17 protein-coding genes are annotated in these 21,017 nt (G+C 69.6%); 6 read left to right on the forward strand and 11 right to left on the reverse strand.

Annotation, left to right across the window (positions count from 1 at the left end; all coding sequences use genetic code 11):
• Positions 1-2 precede the first annotated feature (2 nt).
• The gene (locus V6B97_RS04170) at positions 3-590 is read left to right on the forward strand and encodes a TMEM165/GDT1 family protein (protein ID WP_333505229.1); all 588 of its coding nucleotides are present in this window, start codon (positions 3-5) and stop codon (positions 588-590) included.
• Positions 591-659: 69 nt separating this feature from the next.
• Here V6B97_RS04170 and V6B97_RS04175 read toward each other — a convergent pair whose 3' ends face one another.
• Both V6B97_RS04175 and V6B97_RS04180 read right to left on the reverse strand, forming a co-directional pair.
• Entirely contained in the window at positions 660-1,076 is a 417-nt protein-coding gene (locus tag V6B97_RS04175) for a MarR family winged helix-turn-helix transcriptional regulator (RefSeq protein WP_333505230.1), read from the reverse strand.
• A gap of 172 nt (positions 1,077-1,248) precedes the next feature.
• Positions 1,249-2,091 carry a cobalt transporter gene (locus V6B97_RS04180; protein WP_333505231.1) on the reverse strand — a complete coding sequence of 281 codons (843 nt, stop codon included), beginning with the start codon at positions 2,089-2,091 and terminating at the stop codon, positions 1,249-1,251.
• A 724-nt stretch (positions 2,092-2,815) separates the two neighbouring features.
• Between V6B97_RS04180 and V6B97_RS04185 the strand changes: the two genes are divergently transcribed.
• Together V6B97_RS04185 and V6B97_RS04190 are read left to right on the forward strand one after the other, a co-directional pair.
• Complete coding sequence (locus V6B97_RS04185) at positions 2,816-4,141, forward strand: iron-containing alcohol dehydrogenase (RefSeq protein WP_333505232.1); 1,326 nt, start codon at positions 2,816-2,818, stop codon at positions 4,139-4,141.
• Between the two features lie 147 nt (positions 4,142-4,288).
• The gene (locus V6B97_RS04190) at positions 4,289-5,230 is read left to right on the forward strand and encodes a hypothetical protein (RefSeq protein ID WP_333505233.1); all 942 of its coding nucleotides are present in this window, start codon (positions 4,289-4,291) and stop codon (positions 5,228-5,230) included.
• Between the two features lie 133 nt (positions 5,231-5,363).
• Here V6B97_RS04190 and rlmN read toward each other — a convergent pair whose 3' ends face one another.
• The 3 genes from rlmN to V6B97_RS04205 form a co-directional block, all read right to left on the reverse strand.
• Positions 5,364-6,500, reverse strand: coding sequence for a 23S rRNA (adenine(2503)-C(2))-methyltransferase RlmN (gene rlmN / locus V6B97_RS04195; protein ID WP_333505234.1), 1,137 nt, complete (start codon positions 6,498-6,500; stop codon positions 5,364-5,366).
• A 290-nt stretch (positions 6,501-6,790) separates the two neighbouring features.
• Entirely contained in the window at positions 6,791-8,254 is a 1,464-nt protein-coding gene (locus V6B97_RS04200; protein ID WP_333505235.1) for an MFS transporter, read from the reverse strand.
• A complete protein-coding gene (locus V6B97_RS04205) occupies positions 8,251-8,811 on the reverse strand; it encodes a MarR family winged helix-turn-helix transcriptional regulator (protein WP_333505236.1) in 561 nt (186 codons plus the stop codon). Before V6B97_RS04205 ends, V6B97_RS04200 begins: the two co-directional genes overlap by 4 nt.
• A 343-nt stretch (positions 8,812-9,154) precedes the next feature.
• Here V6B97_RS04205 and V6B97_RS04210 point away from each other — a divergent pair, with 343 nt between their 5' ends.
• Positions 9,155-10,000, forward strand: coding sequence for an acyl-[acyl-carrier-protein] thioesterase (locus V6B97_RS04210; protein WP_333505237.1), 846 nt, complete (start codon positions 9,155-9,157; stop codon positions 9,998-10,000).
• A gap of 621 nt (positions 10,001-10,621) precedes the next feature.
• Here the strand turns inward: V6B97_RS04210 and V6B97_RS04215 are convergent.
• The 4 genes from V6B97_RS04215 to V6B97_RS04230 all read right to left on the reverse strand — a co-directional run bounded on the left by V6B97_RS04215 (position 10,622) and on the right by V6B97_RS04230 (position 16,717).
• Positions 10,622-11,947 (reverse strand): HD domain-containing protein, encoded by a 1,326-nt coding sequence (locus V6B97_RS04215; RefSeq protein ID WP_333505238.1) that lies wholly within the window; start codon positions 11,945-11,947, stop codon positions 10,622-10,624.
• Positions 11,948-13,173: 1,226 nt separating this feature from the next.
• Positions 13,174-14,487 carry a dihydroorotase gene (locus V6B97_RS04220; RefSeq protein WP_333505239.1) on the reverse strand — a complete coding sequence of 438 codons (1,314 nt, stop codon included), beginning with the start codon at positions 14,485-14,487 and terminating at the stop codon, positions 13,174-13,176.
• Positions 14,484-15,461 carry an aspartate carbamoyltransferase catalytic subunit gene (locus tag V6B97_RS04225; protein ID WP_333505240.1) on the reverse strand — a complete coding sequence of 326 codons (978 nt, stop codon included), beginning with the start codon at positions 15,459-15,461 and terminating at the stop codon, positions 14,484-14,486. The genes V6B97_RS04220 and V6B97_RS04225 overlap by 4 nt, the downstream gene beginning before the upstream one ends.
• A gap of 14 nt (positions 15,462-15,475) precedes the next feature.
• Positions 15,476-16,717: an amidohydrolase family protein gene (locus V6B97_RS04230; protein WP_442935460.1), complete on the reverse strand. Its 1,242-nt coding sequence runs from the start codon at positions 16,715-16,717 to the stop codon at positions 15,476-15,478.
• A gap of 429 nt (positions 16,718-17,146) precedes the next feature.
• On the opposite strand from V6B97_RS04230, the gene V6B97_RS04235 reads away from it, so the two are divergent.
• On the forward strand, positions 17,147-18,013 hold the full coding sequence (locus tag V6B97_RS04235; protein ID WP_333505242.1) for a WcbI family polysaccharide biosynthesis putative acetyltransferase: 867 nt from the start codon (positions 17,147-17,149) through the stop codon (positions 18,011-18,013).
• 25 nt (positions 18,014-18,038) lie between these two features.
• Here V6B97_RS04235 and V6B97_RS04240 read toward each other — a convergent pair whose 3' ends face one another.
• Together V6B97_RS04240 and V6B97_RS04245 are read right to left on the reverse strand one after the other, a co-directional pair.
• Positions 18,039-18,833 (reverse strand): amidohydrolase family protein, encoded by a 795-nt coding sequence (locus V6B97_RS04240; RefSeq protein ID WP_333505243.1) that lies wholly within the window; start codon positions 18,831-18,833, stop codon positions 18,039-18,041.
• Between the two features lie 109 nt (positions 18,834-18,942).
• Positions 18,943-19,353, reverse strand: coding sequence for an acyl-CoA thioesterase (locus tag V6B97_RS04245; protein WP_333505244.1), 411 nt, complete (start codon positions 19,351-19,353; stop codon positions 18,943-18,945).
• A 78-nt stretch (positions 19,354-19,431) separates the two neighbouring features.
• Between V6B97_RS04245 and mltA the strand changes: the two genes are divergently transcribed.
• Complete coding sequence (gene mltA, locus V6B97_RS04250) at positions 19,432-20,742, forward strand: murein transglycosylase A (protein WP_333505245.1); 1,311 nt, start codon at positions 19,432-19,434, stop codon at positions 20,740-20,742.
• Positions 20,743-21,017 lie beyond the last annotated feature (275 nt).

Consider the following 21,017-nt stretch of genomic DNA (forward strand, 5'->3'; position numbering starts at 1 on the left):
GCGTGGAAGCATTCATCGCCGCCTTCGGAATGGTAGCCATCGCCGAAATGGGCGACAAGACCCAGTTGTTGTCGTTCGTCCTGGCCACGCGCTTCTGTGGCCGCCAGTGGCCCATCATCTGGGGCATCTTCGTGGCCACGGTGGCCAACCATTTCTGTGCCGCCTACGTGGGCGGATGGGTGTCCGCCAACATCGGCGAGGACATGCTGCGCTGGGGGCTGGGCCTGGCCTTTCTGGCTTTCGCCGTGTGGGCGCTGATCCCCGACAAGCTGGAATCGGAAGGCGAGTGCAAGACGCGGGAAAGCGCCTTCCTGTCCACCGTGGTGCTGTTTTTTCTGGCCGAGATGGGCGACAAGACCCAACTCGCCACCGTGGCGCTGGGCGCGCGCTACGCGGATCTGGCGGCCGTGACCTTGGGCACCACCCTGGGGATGATGGCCGCCAACGTGCCCGCCGTGCTGCTGGGCGAACGCCTGGGCCAGATGTTTCCGCTGGACAGGATGCGCTTCGTGGCCGCAGCGCTGTTCGCGGTGTTCGGCACGCTGATCCTGTTCAAGGTGGAGATGGGGCTGGGGCTGGGAGGGTTGTAGCCGTCCCCGCCGGGGCGCGGCCTGCCGTTCACCGTTGCTTTGGATGGCGGCCCGTCCGGAGGGTCGCGCCTAGAACGAGCCGTTCATGGTCTCCAGACAATGCAGCAGGGCGGCCTTCTGCTCGGGGGTCAGGTCGGCGGTCAGGTCGTCGGTCAGGCGGCGGTGCAGGCGGTCGTGTTCCTCGTACTGCTTCCGGCCGCGCTCGGTCAGGGCCACGAGGATGGACCGCCGGTCGTGCTCGTGCGGGCGGCGCACCACCAACTGCTTGTCCTCCAGCCGGTCCACCAGCACGGTGAGCGTGCCGGTGGTCACCCCCATGCGCGCGGCCAGTTCCTTCATGGGCAGCGCGCCGTGGATGCCCAGGATTTCCAGGGTGTGCGTCTGGGGCAGGGTAAGCCCCTGCTCGCGCACCACGTCGTGCTCCCAGGAGGAGAGTTTTTCGTAGAATTCCACGATGGCGTGGGTGAGCTTGCCGGTGTCGGACATGGCGGGCCTGCGTGCGAAGGGTGGACGCCGGAAGGGCGCAAGGGGGGGGCGGCGACGCACCCCGTTTTCGTCGTGGCGCCGGGCGGCATGGTTTCGATGCCGGTCCGGCAGTGGAGTTATAGCCAGCGCCGGGTGCGGCGGCAAGGGCGCGGCGCGCATGTCCGGCCCGGCGTCACCCCGGCAGAAAGGTCATGCCCACTCCCAGCCCCGCCAGCAGCAGGGCCATGGCCCATCGGGCGGGGCGGAAGGGAAAGTCCGGCCGCCATGCCTCGGGCCGGTCCAGCCCGCGCGCGGCCACGGCCACGGTCTGGGTCCAGGTGCGCTGGCCCAGGATGCGCAGCACGGCGGCGGGCAGCAGCACGGCGCGCCGCCGCAGGGGCAGCGGGCCGCGCAGGTCCGCCGCGCGGGACACCTGCGCGAAGGTCCCCTGGGCCATGGGCAGGAAGTGGACCATCAGGGCTACGCCCAGCGCGGGCTGCCACGCCCGCGCGCCCAGCACCGGGCGCAGCAGCCACACCAGGGCCAGCCCCAGCGCGCGAGGCGACGCGGCCAGCGCCAGGGCAAGGCCGATGCCGATGAGCAGGGCCAGACGCAGCCCCAGCAGCGCGGATTCGCGCGCGGCATGCGCCAGCAGCGGCCCGTCGGGCCATGCGAACCGCAGGGCGCCGAAGACACCGCCTGCCCCGCCATCCGTAGCGGGAGTGTCTCCCACCGGCCCCAGGCAGGCCAGCCCGAAGCGCAGCGCCACCCACACCAGCACGAACCACGCATGGCCGCGCAGCATGCCCGGCCGCAGCCTGTGCCGCAGCGGCGAGGCGGCGAACAGCCCGGCCAGTCCGGCCGCCACCACGGCCAGCCCCAGGGGCGGCAGGCGCCATACCAGCACGCCGTAGCACCCGGCCAGCAGCAGGTGCAGACGCGGGTCCGGAGGGCCGCCGGGGGGGACGCCGGGACATGCGGACCCCGGCGGAACGTCCGTCAGGGGGTCTGCGGGAAGGGAAACTCGGTTCGACATGGAACTATAACGAATGGCGCGAGTTAAAGTTTTTCTTGATTTTTTCGGATATGCCTGGAGCGGCTCGGCAAGGGGCTGTCCCGGCCGTGCACGGCTCCGCCGGACCCTTCACGCGGGTCCGGCCGGATTGGCCCGGGCCGGTCAGGTCAGTCCGGGTAGGCCGGAAAGGCCGGGCAGGTCGGGTCTATGGTAGCCGGGTCCCCGCAGTTCCGCAAACGGGCCGCCCCGCCATGACGGCCCGGCCGCTGGACATCGCGGAACGCCTGATCCGCGTGGCCGTGGACGGGGAACTTATCGTCAAGCGCCCGCACCCGCGCGAGGGGCGGCTGGCCCATGAAGGGCTCGACCGCGTCTTCCGTCCGGGGTATCCCTACGCCAAGCCGGGGCGACCCGCCTCCGGCCTCGATCCCGGCCCGGCTTCGGCCTGGTTTCGGCCTGCCCCCGCGCGACGCGGAAGCGCCTCCCGGAAACGCACCCCGGAAACGTTTCGCGAACCATGCCCGCGGGGCGCGGAAAACCACGGTGCTTCACGCCCGACGCCATTCCGACAAATTCATGCGCTATGCACACGGTACGGCACCTGTTGCCCGGCCGCCCCGCAGACGCCCCTTCCGCCGCACGTCCGGTTTTCCGGGTAACTGGCGGATGGCGGGCGCGTTCTGGTGAGGGGGGCGGGGTCGGCGGCAGGCGGCGGACCGGTGCCACGGCGCCACAAGGAACAGCCATGAAGGATTTCGTCTATCACAACCCGGTGGAGGTCCGTTTCGGCCCCGGCGTCCTGGCCGGGCTAGGCGCGCGGGTGCGCGCGGCGGGCTTGGACCACGTGGTGCTGGTGGGCGGCGGCGAGGCGGCGCGCCGCGTGGGCGCGTACGGCCAGGCCGTGGCGTCCCTGGGCGCGGCGGGCGTCCGGCGTAGCGAAGTGTGGGGCGTTGCCGCCAACCCGGACCTGGGCACCGTGCTGCGCATCGCCGCGGCGGCGGCCGCCGTCCCGGAAGGCGCAACCGGTCCGCAAGGCGGCGGGGCCGCCGTCGCTGGCGGCACGGGTTTGATCGCCATCGGCGGCGGCAGCGTCATCGACGCCACCAAGGCGGCCGCCGCCCTGGTGCCCCTGCTGGCCGAGGGGCGCGACCCGTGGAGCCCCTTTGCGGAGCGGGTGCCGGTCACCCGTTCGCTGCCGGTGTTCGTGGTGTCCATCCTGTCGGGCACTGGGTCGGAAATGAACGGCAACGCGGTGATCACCCGTGGCGCGTCGGGCCACAAGTGGGGCATGCGCTGCCCGCCGCCGGTGGCCACCTTCGTGGACGTGACCTTCCAGCAGGGGCTGCCCTGGCACCTGACCGTGAACGGCGCGGCCGACGCCATGAGCCACGTGCTGGAATTCTCGGTGACGGGCACGCCCGCGGCCCCTGTCGCCCCTGTCGCCCCCGTCACACCTGTCGCCGGGCGGAAGCACGCGGAATTTCCCTTCTTCGCGGAAGAGGCGGTGCTGGCCCAGAACGAGTCCTTGCTGCGCACCATCGTACGCGCCGCCACGCGCCTGCGCGCCGACGCGCACGACACCGTGGCGCGCGGGGCGCTGGCCTGGGCGTCGGGGGTGGGCCTGTCCGGCCTGACCGGGGTTGGCCTGGGGGCCGGGTCGTGGGAGTCGCACGCGCTGGAGCACGCCGTCAGCGGCCTGCATCCGCACGTGCCGCACGGGCTGGCCCTTGCCGTGATCTACCCGCGCTGGATGGAAGAGGTGGCGGCGGACAAGGCCCCGGCCATGCGCAGGCTGGCGGCGGCGCTGGAAACCACGGTGGCCGAGGCCCTGGCCGAACCCGGCGAGGACGGCGACCCGTCGTCCCCGCCCGCTGGCGACCGGGACGCGCCGGAACGCTGCGCGCTGCTGCTGGGCGCGCTGTTCCGCCACTGGGGCGCGCCCTCCGGGCTGTCCCACTGGGGCGTCACCGAGGGCGATGTGGAGCGTCTGGTGCGACTGGCCAAGGAATATCCACGTCCGCTGCAACTGGCGGCGGAACGGGTGGAACGGGTGTTCCGCGCGTCCCTGTAAGGCAGCCGGGCATGCCGGGCATGCCGCGCCGGGGACGGTGCGGAAACAGGGTGCGGATGCGGGCGGCAACGGCGCGAGGGGGTGTGCGCGCCGCCGGAACACCGACAGGTGGAGGTCTGCATGGGCACGGAACGGACGACGGGGGGGATGCCCGTCGCAACGGTGGATGACATAGCGGAACGACAACCCGGACAACCCGAACAGGCCGGACAACTCGGACAGAACGGGCAGGCCGGAACGGACGGGTTGGCGGAATCCCGCCCGGCTGAATATGCCCCGGAAACACATTGCCGGGACGATCGTGGCCGGGGCGGCCGCCGCCAGAAAGACCGCCGTCACGGCGACAGGCGGTGCGAGGACCAGAAACTGCGGGCCGCGCTGCCGCTGGCCGTGGAGGCCGCGCGGGCCATGGCGGGCCGCGCGCTGCCCGACCGGCCCGACCTGTCAGACCGGCCCGCTTCCCGCGCCGCTGCCTGCGCCGGTAATCCGGCAGGCCCCGACGGCATGCCCAAGGCCCGCTGCTGCACCTGCGGCAGCCGCGACGTCTGGCTGCTGCACGACGGGGTGCTGCATCTGGTGGGCTGCCGCCGCTGCGGCCGCACCGGGCCGGGGGCGCTGTCCGCGCCGCTGGCCGTGGAGGTATGGAAGGGCGCCGACGAGGCCCGGTTCAGCCGGGGGTTGCCGCCCGACGCGGAGATGATGGCCCCCTGCGTGTGCGAGGCCCAGCATCCCGACGCGGGCGTGGCGGTGTCGCATCCTGCCCACCTGCGCCCGCTGGGCAGACAGGTGATGCCCGCGCCGGTGCGGGTGCACCGGCTGTCGCCGTACGGCGTCCAGCTTTCCGGCCAGGGCGATGCCCTGTGCCAGTGGCTGGAGGGAGCGGATGCCGCCCTGTGCGAACTGGCCATGCCCATGGCCGACGGCCGGGGCTGGACCCTGTTCGCCCTGCGCGTGGAATCGGTGCGGCGCGAAGGGGACAGTCTGCTCGTGGGCGGCGGCTTCGTGCGTCAGGACGACCGCCAGCGCGGCCTGCTGGCCCGCCTGCTGGAAACGGTGGAGGAGCGCGCCGGGGGCGATGCGGCGCACTGACCTCCATTTCGTCCCGGAGTGGCGCGGTACCCTCACGGGGCAACGAAAAAGCCCGGCCTTTCGGCCGGGCTTTTCGCGTGGTGGACCATGCATGGCGCGGGTCCGGCGTTCCGGTCCGGTGGTTCGGGACGTCTTACTCCCCGGCTGCTTCTTCCGTCATGGCCGTCATGCCCACCATGGCCGCCGCATCCGTCCTTTCCGCCCCTTCGGCCAGTTCCGCCAGTTCGGAGGCCTTCAACTGGCCGCAGGCGGCCTTGATGTCCTGCCCCTTGCTCTTGCGGATGATGGCCGTGACGTTCTTGGACCACAGGTACTGCTCGAAGGCCAGGATGCGCGCTTCGCTCGGCGCTTCGTAGGGCAGGCCCTCGGCCGGGTTGTACACGATGAGGTTCAGCTTGGCCTTGGTGCGCGAGACAAGGCGCACCAGTTCGCGGGCGTGCTCGATGGAATCGTTCACCCCGCCCAGCAGCAGGTATTCGAAGGTGATGCGCTCACGCGTTTTCAGCGGGTACGATTCCAGCGCGGCCATGAGGTCGTCGAGGCTCCAGCGCGCCGCGCGGGGCATGATGTGGCCGCGCAGTTCCTGGTTGGGCGCGTGCAGCGACACGGCCAGGAAGGCCAGGCCGCTTTCGCCAAGCTCGCGCAGGCCCTTCTCGATGCCGCAGGTGGACACGGTGATGCGCCGGGGCGAGAAGCACAGCCCGAATTCGTCGTTGAGGGTGCGCAGGGAGCGCATGACCTCGGCGAGGTTCAGCAGCGGTTCGCCCATACCCATGAACACCAGGTTGCGCACGATGGGGTGGTCCGGCCGGTCGTCGCCCAGGTGGTCGCGCGCCACCAGCACCTGCCCGAGAATCTCGGCCATGGTCATGTTGCGCTCGAAGCCCATGCTGCCCGTGCTGCAGAAGGTGCAGCCCATGGCGCAACCCACCTGGCAGGACAGGCACTGGGTCATGCGCACCTTGCCCTCGCGCGATTCGCTGGGAATCAACACCGTCTCCACCAGCGCGCCGTCGGCCAGGGCCAGCAGGAACTTCACCGTGCCGTCGGCGCTGGTCTTCACGGTGCGGACTTCGGGCCAGGTTATGCGCGCCGCCTCGGCCAGCCGGGCGCGGGTGGCCTTGGAAACGTTGGTCATGGCGTCGAAGGACCGGGCGTTCTTCTGCCACAGCCACTGCCACACCTGACGGGCGCGGAAGCGCGGCTCGCCGAGGTCGCCGGTCATCCACGCTTCCAGTTCGTCGTAGGTCAGGTTCAGTATGTCGATCATGCGCTATGGGGGGGCAAGGGTTGGGCCGGATGGCCGGGCCGTGGCTGGCGACGTCCGGGTATGGGTAAGCCTGCGCGGCGGGTTCGTCCAGTGTACGGGATACAGGTGCGCGGCCCGCAGGCAATACAGCGGAACGGCCGCGAGGGGAAGCCCCCGCCCGTTCTGCCCGTTTTGCCTGTTCTGCCCGTTCGGCATGTCGCGCCTTCCGTGCGGGACGCGCGGCCGCATCCACCCCGGCGGGCATCAGCGGCCTTCGTCGGTTCCGGCAGGGGCGCCGTTACGGGGTGCCGTTACGGAGTGCCGGGGTGCACCACCTGTCCCTGCCCCATGCTCCGGACCCGTCCCAATGACAGCAGCACCCCCACGGCGCACAGCGCGCAGAAGGTCCACAGCGCCGTGCGCATGGCGGACAGGAAGCCCGGCAGGGTGGCCGCCGACACCGGCTGCCCGCCCATGAACACGGAAAACACGATGGTCACCACGATCATGGATGCCATCATGCCCAGGGTGCGCATGGTGCTGGTCATGCCCGAGGCCACGCCCAACTGGCGCGGCTCCACGCTGCCCACGATGGCGCTGGCGTTGGGCGAGGCGAACAGGCCGTAGCCCACGCCCAGCAGCACCAGCACCGTCACCGTCAGCGCGGTGGAGGTGTCCTGCCCGATGAACGCGGCCACGCCAAGGCCCACGGCGCACAGCACCATGCCCACGGTGGCCACCCGTTCCGCCGGAAAGCGGTCCGCCAGCCGCCCCCCGATGGGCGAAAGCACCATCTGGATCATCGGCTGGATGATCATCAGCAGGCCCGCGTCGCTGGGGGTAAGCCCGCGTACGTATTGCAGGTACAGCCCGAGAAAGAACAGCACCCCGAAGGTGGATGCGTAGTTGATGAGCGCGGCCAGGCAACTGAGGGTGAACAGCCGGTTGCGCGACAGCAGGGTGACCTCCAGCAGCGGAAAGCGGGTGTGCGATTCCAGCCACAGGAACAGTCCGCCGCAGGCCAGCCCGGCGGCCAGCGTGCCCCAGGCCCACGCACCCTCGTCCAGATGCGACGAACCCAGGGTAAGCAGCACGATGGTGCCGCCGTAGACCAGGCTGCCGCGCAGGTCGAAGGGTTCGCCCCTGGCCGACCGCCATTCGCCGCGCAGCCGTGTGAACACCAGCAGCAGGGCGGAAAGGCCGAAGGGCAGCACCATCAGGAACACCCAGCGCCATCCGAAATGGGTGGTCAGGAATCCCCCGATCAGCGGCCCGCACGAAATGCCCGCATAGGCCGCCGCGGAAACGATGCCGATGGCGCGGCCGCGCTCCTCGCGCGGGAACACTTCGAGCATGATGGCGAAGCTGTTGGCCACGATCATGGCCGCGCCCATGCCCTGCAGAAAGCGCAGGCCGATGACCATGCGGATGGACTGCGACAGCGAGAGCACGGCGGTGATGGACGTGAACAGCACAAGGCCCGCCAGGAACAGCCGACGCCGCCCGAAAATGTCGCCAAGGCGGCCCATGATCAGCAGGAACACCGACAGGGCCATGACGTAGGTGGTCTCCACAAGGCCCACCTGCATGGCCGTGGCCGCAAGGTCGCGCCCGATGGCGGGCAGCGAGACGCCCACGGCGGACATCATCAGGGGCATGAGGATCATGGACGTGCTGACCACGAACAGCACCGCGCCGCGCGAAACGGGCGCGGGAGCGGGGCGGGGCGCGTCGCCGTGGCCCGGAGCGCGGAAGGGAAAGGAGGCGGGGCTCATTCCGCCTCCCGGCAGGCCTGTCCTGTCCTGACCAGTCCGTCTGGTCTGCCCGGTTTGGCCGGCTTGGCCGGTTTGCCCGGTTTGCCCGGTTTGTCTGACCTGCACGATCTGCCCGGACGGCCCAGCTCGGCCAGCACGTTGACGATCATGCGGTCCAGAAAGCCCAGGGCCTGTTCGCGCTCGTCGTCGGAAAAGCCGCGCACCATGGTTTCGGTCAGTTCGCGCAGGGCGGCCAGGAAGGGCTCGCGCAGCTTTTCGGCGTCCGGGGTCAGGGTGATGACCATCTGGCGGCGGTTGCGCGGGTTCACGGTGCGGGTCACCAGACCGGCCGCTTCCAGCTTGGCCAGCGAACGGGCGGCCGCGCCTTTGTCGAAGTGCAGCTTTTCGGCCAGTTCTTCCTGCGACACGCCGTCGCCGCCCTGAAAGAGTTCGGCCAGGAAGGGTATCTGCCCCTTGCCCACCGGCCCCAGCGGGGCGATGCGCTCGATGGCCAGCAGCAGCACCAGGCGGCGCAACTGCCCCACGCGATAGGCGAAGGACGTGAGTCTTTGTTCCATGCGAAATGTCCCATTGTTGCCGTTGCAACTGTTGAAGGGGCAACAGATAGGCGCGCGGCGGCCGGGTGTCAAGGCGGGTCAAGCATGCTGCTCCCGCGAATTCCGCGCGGGCCGGGCATGAGCATGCCGGGGTAGGTGAGGTGGCGGCCTGCCGTTTTCGCATCCGCGAGGGGCATGGGGGTACGCCACAAAACGCGTCGGGGAGTGGCTCCTTGAACCACGCCATGGCAGCGTCACCCGCGCGGGTGACAGTGGACGCGGCGGCGTTGCGGCGCTATGCCGTGGCGGTGCGCCACGCTGCCGCATGCCGCGCCGCACGGACAACCGGACAAGGAGCCCCCGCATGCCCGATACTCCCGATACGCCCAAGTCGACCGGCCTTGCCGCCCTCGAAGCCGCGCAACTCCCCGTGCAGGTTCCCGCCGACCTGCGGGTGCACCAGGAAACCTTCCGGGTGCGCGGTTACGAGGTGGGGCCGGACGGCACCGTTTCCGCCCAGATCATCTGCGACTACCTGCAAGAGGCGGCCGGGGTGCATGCGGACCGGCTGGGGCTTTCGCTGGCCGCGCTGCACGAACAAGGGCTGGCGTGGGTGCTGGCCCGGCTGGTGGTGCAGGTGGAGCGCGCCCCGGCGGAAGGCGAGACGGTGACGGTGCGCACCTGGCCGTGCGGGGTGGAGCGGCTGCAATTCCGGCGCGACTACCTGATGCTGGGCGGGGACGGTGCGGTGGTGGCGCGCGGGGCTTCGTTCTGGGTGGTCATCAACCTGGCCACCCGGCGGCCGGAGCGCATCCCCCCCACGGTGGCGGCCCTGCTGCCGGAACAGCCGCCGCTGGCGCTGGAAACCGGGGACCGTCGGCTGCCGGCGCCCGAAGACGGCACGGCGCCGCTCTCTTCCATCCCCTTCGTGGTGCGCCGGGCGGACATGGACCGCAACCGCCACGTGAACAACGTGCGCTACCTGGACTGGGCGCTGGAAGGCGTGCCCGCCGAAGTGCAGGAATCATCCCGGCCGGCGTGGCTGGACATGCACTTCCGGGCCGAGACGGTGTACGGCGACACGGTGGAGGCGCAGTGCCTGTCCGCGCCCGCCGATGCGGCCACGCCCGGCACTGCCCGCTTCGTGCACATCCTCACCCGCCGCTCCGACGGCCGCGAGGTGGCGCGGGCGCTTACCGGCTGGCGCTGAGGCGATGTTTCAACATTGCGCCACCGTTTGTCAGCCAACGCAGTTCACTCATGCATCGGACTGCGATGTCGAGTTGTCTGTCGCTCCCGTTGCCGACAGCCCATTCCATTGCAGCCACCGTCATTGGTGCGGATTGCGCCCGCAGCCGGAGATCGCCGCCGGAGGCTTTGCGACGGCGGAAGCTCCGGCGTCGCGGGTGCACCGCAGACCGACCAGGGGTACACGCAGAACCCGAACGTGCGCCAAGGCTTCGGGAGCTTCGCGCGCATTGGCGTCACCGGCGGCAGATCGCCCGGAGGCGCCTTGCGCCGAAGGGAAGCTGCCGCCGAAGGGACGCCGCGCAGGACGCCCCGGGGTTCCAAGGGGCGGAGCCCCTGGAACGCGGGGGTGCAGAGGGTGTTCGTTACAATACCCCCTGCCCGCCGGAGGCATAACGAAATCGGGGGCGTTCAATAACGCTGACGTGCCTTCGTAGAAGCCGTGCCCAACAAGGCACTACTCCTGTCTTCTTCCTCTTTTTTCTTCCCCTCCCCCTCCGCCCCTCCCCAACAAAAAAACGGGGGAAGGAACCTTCGTCCCTTCCCCCGCGTCTTCCGCAAGGAATCAATCCGCATTCCGGCCCTAGCCGAAATTCTTCGCCTTGTACTCGCGCACGTAGTCCACGGCCTCGGGCACGCTGGTCACTTCGCCCGCCACCTGCGCCTTCAGCAGCGCATCGCGCAGCATGCCCACCTGGGGGCCGGGGTGCAGGTTGGTGAACTCCATGATCTCGTTGCCGTTCAGCAGGGGTTCCAGCATCTGCTCCGGCGTTTCGGCGCGCTCCAGGTACTTCATGTTGTGATTGAAGTAGGTGTAGCTGCCGTCGCGAGCCTCAAGGTCGGCGCGGGCTATCTGGATGAGCCGGGGGTATTCGTCCAGCGACTTGAAGCGGCGGATGCCCCGGTCGGTGAGCATGAAGTGGAAGCGCATGTGATGGCGCACCAGATGGCACACCGTTTCCACGTCCTCCGGCAGGAAGTGCAGGCGGCGCAACAGCTTGCGCGTCACTTTGGCGCCCACGCGATGGTGCTGGTAGAAGTTCCACTTTCCGTCGAAGTATTCCGCCGTGTACAGCTTGCCCACGTCGTGGAACAGCATGGCGAAGGTGCCCAGCCAGTCGTAGTTGTATTCACCCTCGGGGTAGTGGCGCATGCAGTCCAGGGTGTGTTCGAGCACCGACTCTTCCGCGCCCTCGTCGTTGCGCTGCTGGCGCACGCGGGACAGGGCCGCCACTTCGGGCAGCAGGCCGTGCAGGATCTGCGCATCGAACAGCAGTTGCACGAACTTCCACATGCACTCGGCTTCCACCTTGCGCCATTCGTCCATGATGTCCGAGATGCGCACGTAGTCCAGCACGCGGCTGGCGGCGCGGATGATGGCCATCCACGAATTGGGCTCGATGGGCAGGTCGAAGTTGGCCGCGAAGCGCATGGCCCGGATGACCAGCAGGTAGTTGCGGCGCAGGGTTTCGTCCGGAATGCCCCGCAGTTGCACCTTGCCTTGGGAGAAGTCCTCGAAGCCTTCGTACACGTCGCCGGTGTGGGCGATGTACGGGCAGGCCAGGGCGGGGGGCACCTTGCCCTGCTCTTCCAGCACGCGCAGCATGCGCGGGGTGATGCGGGCCAGGGTATGTTCCGGGTGCGAGGATTCCTCGGTATCGGTGTGGTAGAAGCGGATCAGCGCTCCGCCTTCGCGCATGGTGGCGACCACGCCCTCTTCGTTGGAGCGCTCGAGGCTGGGGAAGAGCTTGCCGAGCTCTTCGTAGTCGGGCTCGCAGGCGATGTCGATTTCGGTTTCGCGGCCGTCCAGCAGTTCCTTCTGCAACTGCGCGTTGACCACGTAGGCGTCGTAGCCGTTGCGAAGGATGGCCTTGCAGATGGCTATGGCGTCCTTGAAAGGTTGGCTCATCCCTGTCCTCCTGAAAGTGATGAAAAGCGCGCCCTCGGGCGCGGTGCCATCCGTGCATCACAGGCGCGGCCCGAAAAGTCAAGGCGCGGTGCGGCCAGCGGCCGGTCGGGCGTTCGCCGGAGGTGCCGTGCCGGGGCCGGACATCGCTGGGCGGGTGTGCACGGGAAATGCGTCCGCGTGATTGTGCCAAAATGCACAAAATCGGGAGGGGATGCAAGGGGGAGGGGATGGGGGTGGGCGGTTGCGGAAGGAAGGGAATAGTGCTGTTCGATTGGGTAATGCCTTGATGGGCACGGCATCTACGAAGACAGTCCCGCCCTTTTGACCACGCTCGATTTCGTTATGCCTCCGGCGGGCAGGGGGTGTTGTAACGAACACCCCCTGCACCCCCGCGTTCCATGGGGCTCCGCCCCCTGGACCCCCAGCGTCTCTTGCGCGGCGTCCCTACGGCGGCAGCTTCCCTCCGGCGCTGGGGCGCCTCCGGGCGATCTGCCGCCGGTGCCGCCAATGCGCACGAATCTCTCGTCGTTTTGGCAGCGCATGGGTGTTTCTATCGCGGGCATCCCGCACCGCGTTCCTTTCGCCGCCAGCTTCCCTGCGGCGCTGGCGCGCCTCGGGCGATCTGGCGACGGGAACGCGTATGTGCATGTGGCTCCCGTCGCTTTGGCTAAGGTTCGAGGCTCGCGTGTAGCGGTTGTTGTCCTGCGCGGCGTCACGGCGGCAGCTTTCCTTCGGCCAAAGCGCCTTCGGGCGATCTGCCGCCAGTGACGCCAATGCGCGCGAAGCTCCCATTGCCGTGACCATGCTATGGGCGTGTGTATATTCGGGGTTGGTCCAACGGACACGTACGGCGCGTAGAAGCGTGTGACGCCGGGCTTTGGCGGCGGCACATGCGTCGCAACGGGGGCGTGGGTAAGGGCACTCAAGTGGGATGGAGGCAGCGGGAGCTTGGCGCACATACGCATTCCGCCGGGCAGATCACCCGGAGGCGTCTGCGCCGGAGGGAAGCTGCCCGGTGAAGAATGCGGTGCAGGATACGTTGGGGGGACCAGGGGGGCTGTGCCCCCCGGAGCGCGGGGGTACAGGGGGCCGCCGCTTAGCGGCCCCCTGTCCGCCGGAGGCATAACGAAATCGAGGGCGGTCAATAACGCTGGTGTGTATTCGTAGAAGCCGCATCCAACAGGGCACAACTCCTTCCATTCCCGTCAGGAATTACCCCCCAGCCCCTACACCACCTTCACCCCGCCAAGCCACAGCCCCTTCACCCTGCCCACAAGCTCCTTCCCCAGAAACGGAGTATTGCAACTCTTCGAGTGCATGGTCTCGCGCGAAACCACCCACTTCTCCTCGGGGTCCAGCAGGAAGAAATCCGCCGGATCGCCGACGCTGAAGCCATTCACCGGCAATCCGAATATCTTTCCCGGTTCCACCGCCCACAGGCGCACCATATCCGCCTCGGTCAGCAGGCCGTCGCGCACCAGCCCCCAACTCAGGGCCACGGCGGTGTCCAGACCCGTGATGCCGTTGGGCGCCTCGTCCAGCGGGGTTTCCTTCTCGTGGGCGGCATGCGGGGCATGGTCGGTGGCCAGGATGTCGATGACGCCGGTCCGCACCGCCTCGCGCAGGGCGGCCACGTCGTCGTCGGTGCGCAGGGGCGGGTTGACCTTGGCCTTGGTGTCGTAGCCCAGCAGTTCCTTGTCGGTCAGCAGCAGGTAGTGGGGGCAGGTTTCCGCCGTCACGGGCACGCCGCGCTGCTTGGCCCAGGCGATGAGTTCCACCGAGCGGCGGCACGAGATGTGCGCGAGGTGGATGGGCAGCTTCAGGTAGTCGGCCAGCAGGATGTCGCGCGCCACGTGCAGCGCCTCGCCGATGTCCGGCTGGCCCTTCACGCCGATGCGGCCGCTGGTTTCCCCTTCGTTCATGTGCGCGCCCTTGGCCAGGTAGGGATCCTCGCAATGGTCGATGACCACCTTGCCCTGGTCGGCGGCGTATTCCACGCAGCGGCGGAACATCTCGGTGTCCGGCACGGGCGCGCCGTCGTTGGAAAAGGCCACGCAGCCCGCCTCGGCCAGTTCGGCCAGCGGGGCCAGTTCGGTGCCCTTCAGCCCCACCGTGGCCGCGCCGATGGGGTGCAGGCGCGGGCCATGCGGCCAGTGGCGGCGGGCGGTGTCGATCATGTCGCGGGTGATGGAGGCGTCGTCGTTGACCGGTTTGGTGTTGGCCATGCACAGCACGGCCCCGAACCCGCCGTGGGCGGCGGCGGCAAGCCCGCTGGCGATGTCCTCCTTGTACTCTTGGCCCGGTTCGCGCATGTGGGTGTGCGCGTCGATGAAGGCCGGGAACAGCACCATGCCGCGCGCGTCGATGGTGTGCGCGTCTTCCAGCGCTACGCCGGAACCGGCGCCTGTCACGGGGGGGGCGCAGCCCGCGCCACTGTCCGTCACGGACGCGATGCGCCCGTCGGCCACGGCGACGTCCACCATGCGCCCCAACAGGCGGGCGTTGCGAAGAAACAGGGAAGCGGAAGTGGTGGCGGTCATGCGCGGCCTCCGTGGTCGGCGGTCTGCCCGTCACCGGTACGGGTGGCGAGCAGGAAGAGGATTGCCATGCGCGTGGCCACGCCCGCGGCCACCTGGTCCAGGATCAGGCTTTCGGGCGCGTCGGCCAGCACGGACGAGATTTCCAGGCCCCGGTTCATGGGACCGGGGTGCAGCACTTTCGCGCCCGACGCGGCCATGTCCAGATGCCGGGGCGACAGGCAGTAGCGCTGCGCGTATTCACGCAGGTCGGGCAGCAGGCCCGCCTGCTGGCGTTCCAGTTGCAGGCGCAGGCACATCACCGCGTCCGCGCCCTGCACGGCGTCGTCCAGCCGGTTGAAGACGGTCACCGGCCAGTTGCGCACCCCGGCGGGCAGCAGGGTGCGCGGGGCGCACAGCCGCACTTTGACCCCCAGCGACGAGAGCAGGTGCACGTTGGAGCGGGCCACCCGGCTGTGGGCGATGTCGCCGAGAATGAGCAGGGTGCGCCCCTCGAAGGTGTCGCCCCAGGCCTGGCGCAACGAATAGCAGTCCAGCAGGGCCTGGGTGGGGTGGGCGTGCCAGCCGTCGCCCGCGTTGACCACCGAGCAGTCCAGCCGTTCGGCCAGGAACTGCGCCGCGCCGCTGGAGGAATGGCGGATGACGATGATGTCCGGGGTCATGGCTTGCAGGGTGAGGGCGGTGTCCTTCAGGCTTTCGCCCTTGGACAGGCTGGACCCGCTCTTGGCCAGCGAGAAGGTGTCGGCCGACAGGCGCTTGCCCGCCACGTCGAACGAGGTCTTGGTGCGGGTGCTCGGCTCCGCGAAGAACAGCACCACGCTCTTGCCCTTCAGGGTGGGCACCTTCTTCACGGGGCGACGGTTGATGTCGTGGAACTGGGCCGCCGTGTCCAGCAGGTGGAACAGTTCGGCCCGCGTCAGCTGGGTGACGTCCAGCAGGTCCTTGTGGGGCCACGTGGGGCGTTGTGCGTGCTGCATGTGGGTGTGGGGGTTTACGGGGTTGTCCCCAATGCTTCGGAAAAGTCTTGCGGCAGCAGGGCCAGCCGCGCGCGGCGGCCGGGAGCGATGGCGCCGATGTCGCCCCGTCCCAGGGCGGATGCGCCGTTCACGGTAAGCAGGCGCAGCAGGGCGGCGGGCGGCAGGTCATGCCCGGCGGGCAGGTCGCGCAGGGCGCGGGCTTCGTTCCACAGGTCAAGGTCGTGGTTCGAGGCCAGGCTGTCGGTGCCCAGGCACAGCGGCGCGCCCGCCTCGGCCAGCGCGTGGGCCGGGGCCGCGCCCACGTCGATGGCGGCGTTGGAGCGCGGGCACAGGCAGACGTGCGCGCCCGATTCGGCCAGCAGGCGGATGTCCGACGCGTCCAGTTGCACGCAGTGCACGGCCAGGGTGCCCTCGTCCAGCAGGCCCAGTTCGGCGGCGTAGGGGACGGGGCGCATGCCCGGCGCGGCAAAGCCCGGCGGCAGCACGCGCACGGCCAGCAGGTCCGCCAGCGCGCCGCGCCCGGTGGTCAGGAATTCCACCTCGTCGGGGTGCTCGGCCAGATGCATGGAAAAGACGCGGTGGTTGCGTTCGCACCAGCGGCGGGCGGCGGCCAGGGCCACCGGATGGGTGGAGTACAGGGCGTGCCCGGCCAGGGCGGCGTCCGGGTGGACGGGGAAGGGCGCGCCGGGGGGGCCTGATACGGCGGATGCGGAGGGCGCGGCGGATGCGGGCGCCGGGGGGGGCGCGAAATCGTCCTGCGTCATGTCCGCCATCAGTTCCGCCATGGCCCAGGGCCACAGGGCGGCGGTGTCCGCCGGGGCCGCCGGTTGGCCGTCGGGCGTGGCGAAGCGGTAGCCGAACACCTCGGCGAAGTGCGAGCAGCCGATGGATGCGGCCTGCATGGCCCGGCGCACGGCGGCCGGGGCCACGGCGGTGATGTCGCCCACGTGGGCGGTGTGGCAGGCTGCTAGCTGGCGCGCGGCGTCGGCCAGGGCCGCGGCGCGGACTTCCGGCGGGGTTTCGGCCCCCGCTCCGGCTCCCGTGAGAGACAGCAGGGTTTTCACCCACGGCACGAAGCCGCCGCCCAGCACGGTGCGCCCGGCCAGGTGCGAAAGTTCGAGGTGGGTGTGGCAGTTGACCACGCCGGGCATCAGGGTGACGTCGCCAAGATCGGCCAGGGGCACGCCCGCGCGGCGGCGGAAGGCGTCCATGGGCTCCACGGCCTCGATGACGCCCCCGCGCAATCCGGAAAGCACGCGGGCCGCGTCCTCTGTATGGGGGGCACCGGGCTCACCGGGCGGGGCGGCGCACGGGCCGTCCGCCGAGGCCGCCTGCCCCGCGCCGTCCAAGAAAACGCCCCGGATCACAACGACGTGGTCGTCGAGAACGCGGGGCGGCGAAAACAGGTCGCGCGGGTCTCGTGACGGACCCTCACCTGCGAGGGGTATGACGCGTCGCGCGCGGACGGCGATGAGCATTGTCTGTACGGGGGGTTGGGTGTACAAGCCGGGTTCGGCGATGCCGGGCGCGGGCGCATGCCGTTGGACGCACGCCCACAAGATAGTGTTCCACAATCGGGTGGGGATGTAAAGAAAACGGGCGCGCCCGCCGAACAGAAGGCGAAGGACCGGCCGCAGGCCGCATTTTCACCGCAACTCCAGCCGCCTTGTTTCGCGCAGATTCCCATGACCGCACCGCACCGCAGCCTCTGCCTCATCCACGCCAACTGCCAGGGCGACCCGCTGGCGGTCCTGCTGGCGGCATCGCCGCAGTTCGCGGAACGCTACGAAATCCGCCGGTACACCAACTACCTGCGCGAGCGCATCGCCCCCGCCGAGCTTTCCGGCTGCGGCCTGTTCCTGTACCAGCACCTGGGCGAAAAGTGGGACGACCACGCCTCGGACCGGCTGCTGGCCATGGTCAACCCGGCTGCGCGGGTGCTGCGCCTGCCCAACATGCTGTTTACGGGCTACTGGCCGTTCTGGACCAACAAGAGCCCCATGGATTTCGGCGACTCGTTTCTGGACCGGCTGGTGTCCATGGGCCTGAGCATGGCGGAAATCCTGCACGTGTACCTGCACGGCGACATCGCGGCCAAGTACGACCTGGACGCCATGCTGCGCCACTCGCTTGCGGTGGAGCGGGACAAGGAGCGCGGGGCGGGGGATGCGGCCACGCCCGCCGCCATTCCCGCCGTGGTGGCCCCCACGGTGGACCTGGTGGAGGCGCTGTGGAAGCAGGAACGGCTGTTCGCCACCATCAACCACCCCAACCGGCGGCTGGTGCTGCACATGGCGGAAGGGGTGCTGGCGGCGCTGGGCATGGACCCGCTGCCCCCGGCGGTGCGCGACGGCTTCACGGACCCGTACCCGGAATTCGAACTGCCCATCCACCCGCAGGTGGCCGCCCACCACGGTCTGGCCTTCGGCGGGCCGGACGCGACGTTCAACATCTACGGGCGGCGCATGACCTTCGAGGACTACGCGCGCCGCTACGCCGACTGCCGCCTGCGCGGCATCGACAACTTCATCGGATACTTGCAGCTGGTGTGATCCGCCGGGGCGTGGCGGCGTTCCGCTACCCGTCGAGCCCCAGCAGGGTGGCCGCGCCGGACAGCAGCACTTCTATTTCCCCGTCGGACAGATCCAGCCGCCGTTGCAGGCGGTGGCATTCGTCGGCGGGGTCGAACAGGGGGTAGTCGCTGCCGAACAGGATGTGCTCGCGGTCGTGCCCGTCGAAGATGGCGCGCAGGGTGGCGTCGTCGATGAACGAAAGGCTGCTGGAGGTGTCCATCCACACCTCGCGGCCCACCAGCGCTTCCAGCGCGTACTTCCAGTGCAGGTAGCCGCCGAGGTGCGCGGCGATGAACCGGGCGCGCGGAAAGGCGTCCAGCAGCGCGGCCAGCTTGTACGGGCAGGAGGGGTTCTCCGCCGGGGGCAGTTTGTCGCCGATGTGGCACATGAACACGAAGTCGTCCTGGGCCGCCTCGATGATGGGCAGCAGGCGCGGGTCGTCCAGCCGGAAGCCCTGGAATTCCGGGTGCAGTTTCAGCCCCCGGATGCCTGCCGCGCGCAGCCGGTCCAACTGGTGCTCCCAGTCCTGGTACTCGGGGTGCACGGTGCCGAAGGCCACCACCCCAGGGTGGCTGCGCTGCAAGTCCACGGCAAAGGCGTTGGCGGGCACCACCTGCGCGGCGGCGGTGGCGGCGCAGTGCACCACCACCCCGTCCAGCCCGGCGCGCCGGGCGCGGGGCAGCAGGTCTTCCACCACGCCTTCGCCCACGGGCGAAATGCCGTAGTGCGCTTCCAGCTGTTGCAGGACCTTGGACGCGATCTTGGGGTGGAAGGCATGGGTGTGGACGTCGAGGAACATGGGCCTTGCCTACGCCCCGGTCCACTGGTCAGTCAAGGAGCAGGCACATTCATTTCGTGAAGTGCGCCCGTTCGTGCGGCCTGGCTGCCCGCGACGGCCCGAAAGGATGCTATTGCAACAAATCGCGCAGCCAGCCGGGCACGGGCACCGGCCTGCCGTCGCGGTTGATGCAGGCGTGCTGGGTCATGCCGTCGGCCAGCAACCTGTTGCGTCCCTCGTCCCGAATCTCGTACACGAAGGTCAGCGAGGCGCGGCCCCATTCGCTGATGCCTGCGCGTATCTGGAGCAGGTCGTCGAACTTCGCCGGGCTGCGGTAGCGGCAGCGCGCCTCGCGCACCGGCAGGATGATGCCGCGCTCTTCCACCGTGGCGTAGCCCATGCCCCGCGAGCGGATGAACTCGCTGCGGGCGCGTTCGAAGAAGTGCAGGTATTCCGCATAGTACACAACGCCCATCATGTCCGTTTCACCGTAGGACACGCGATGGGCCAACCAGATTTCCGGCACGGGAAAGCCGTCCATATGTTTCGCAACCTCCTGCCGCGTGGCGCGGCGTCTCGATTCGTACGTCATTTTGTCCTGAAAGCCAAAGCCGCGCGCGTGCGCGGCGCGTCCCTGACCGGTCTCCCGGCCGCCGCCTTTCCGGCCGTCCTTCCGGCCGTCCTTCCGGCCGCCATGGGCTCGCTGGCGCTTTCGCTGTTCCTGTCCGGCTGCGCATCCCGCGCGCCGGAGGTTCCTGCCCCCACGCCGGTGACGCCCGTCGTCGAGCAGGTCCCGGCCCCGGCGCGCCCGGCCCTGTCGCTGCCGCCCCTGCCCGCGTACACGGAGGTTTCGTCCGACGAGATCCGCGCCGCCATCGCGGCCATGGACCCGCGCAGCCAGGGGCTTGCCTCGTGGAACGACCTGGCCCCGGCGCTGGCCCAAAGCCTTTCCTACATGGCCACCCGCCCGGCCGACGGCGTGGCCCTGGACCGGCCGGGAGTGCGCGTGACCAACGCGGACTTCATGGCCGCCCTGCGGCAGTTGTCCGGCCTGCTGCCCTCGCTGGACGCCAACCCCGGCCTGCTGGCCGAACGGTTCCGCTGGCTGCGCGTGGACACCGCCTGGACCGGCTACTACGAGCCGGTGCTGCTCGCCAGCCGCCGCCCCGCGCCCGGCTACGCGCATCCCATCTACCGCACCCCGCCGGACATGCGCGTGACGGAACTGGCCACGTCCGGCTCCGGCAGGCAGCGCATGACCTACCGGGTGGTGAACGGCCCCAAGGGGCGCGTGCTGCGGCCCTACTACGACCGCACGGAAATCGACGCCGGGGGGGCGTTGCGCGGCAAGGGGCTGGAACTGGCCTGGGCGGCGGACCCGGTGGACGTGTACATCCTGCAGGTGCAGGGTTCCGGCAGGCTGCGCTTCACCGACGGCAGCGAGGCCCGTGTGCTGTACGCCGCGCAGAACGGACGCCCCTACGTGTCCATCGGGCGCATCCTGAAGGAACGGGGCGATCTGCCGCCCGACGGGGTGAACATGCCTGCCATCCGCCAGTGGCTGGAAGACCACCCTGCACAGGCGCAAGCCCTCATGAACACCAACCCCAGCTACGTCTTCTTCCGGCTGGAGGAAGGCGCGGGCAGCGGCCCGCTGGGGTGCACGGGCAGGCCGCTGACCCCGTGGGTAAGCCTGGCCACCGACCGTTCCGTGCTGCCATCCGGCGCGCTGCTGGCCTTTTCCACCCCGGTGCCGCAGCACGCGGGCGGCGGCGCGGTGACCGGCCTCGGCCTTGCGCAGGATACCGGCGGGGCCATCAAGGGATACCGCATCGACCTGTTCTGCGGCGCGGGCGACCGCGCGGCCGCCGTGGCCGGGCATCTGGACGCCCCCGGCCCGGCGTGGCTGTTGTTGCCCCGCGACCGGTAGGGGCTGTTTGCAAATAGTCCTTTCGCCCGTTGGCTACGTCAAACTTCGCCTGCCATGTCGGTCGAATACGAGAAGAGTATACTCCCTCATGGCAGGCTCGTTTTCCTTGCCAACGAACGAAAATCCTCATTTGGAAACAGCCCCTAGGTGTAGTGTTTCGATAGGTTGTTCACCCGGAATCTGGCCGGTAAGCTGGAGTTACCAAGCAACAGCAACCGCCAAGAAACCGGGTGAACATGCACAGCAATGCCAAATTGACGCCTCGCGGTCGAGAG

Origin of the sequence: Nitratidesulfovibrio sp. 1201_IL3209, assembly GCF_036763125.1 — a bacterium.
Taxonomy (GTDB): Bacteria; Desulfobacterota; Desulfovibrionia; order Desulfovibrionales; family Desulfovibrionaceae; genus Cupidesulfovibrio.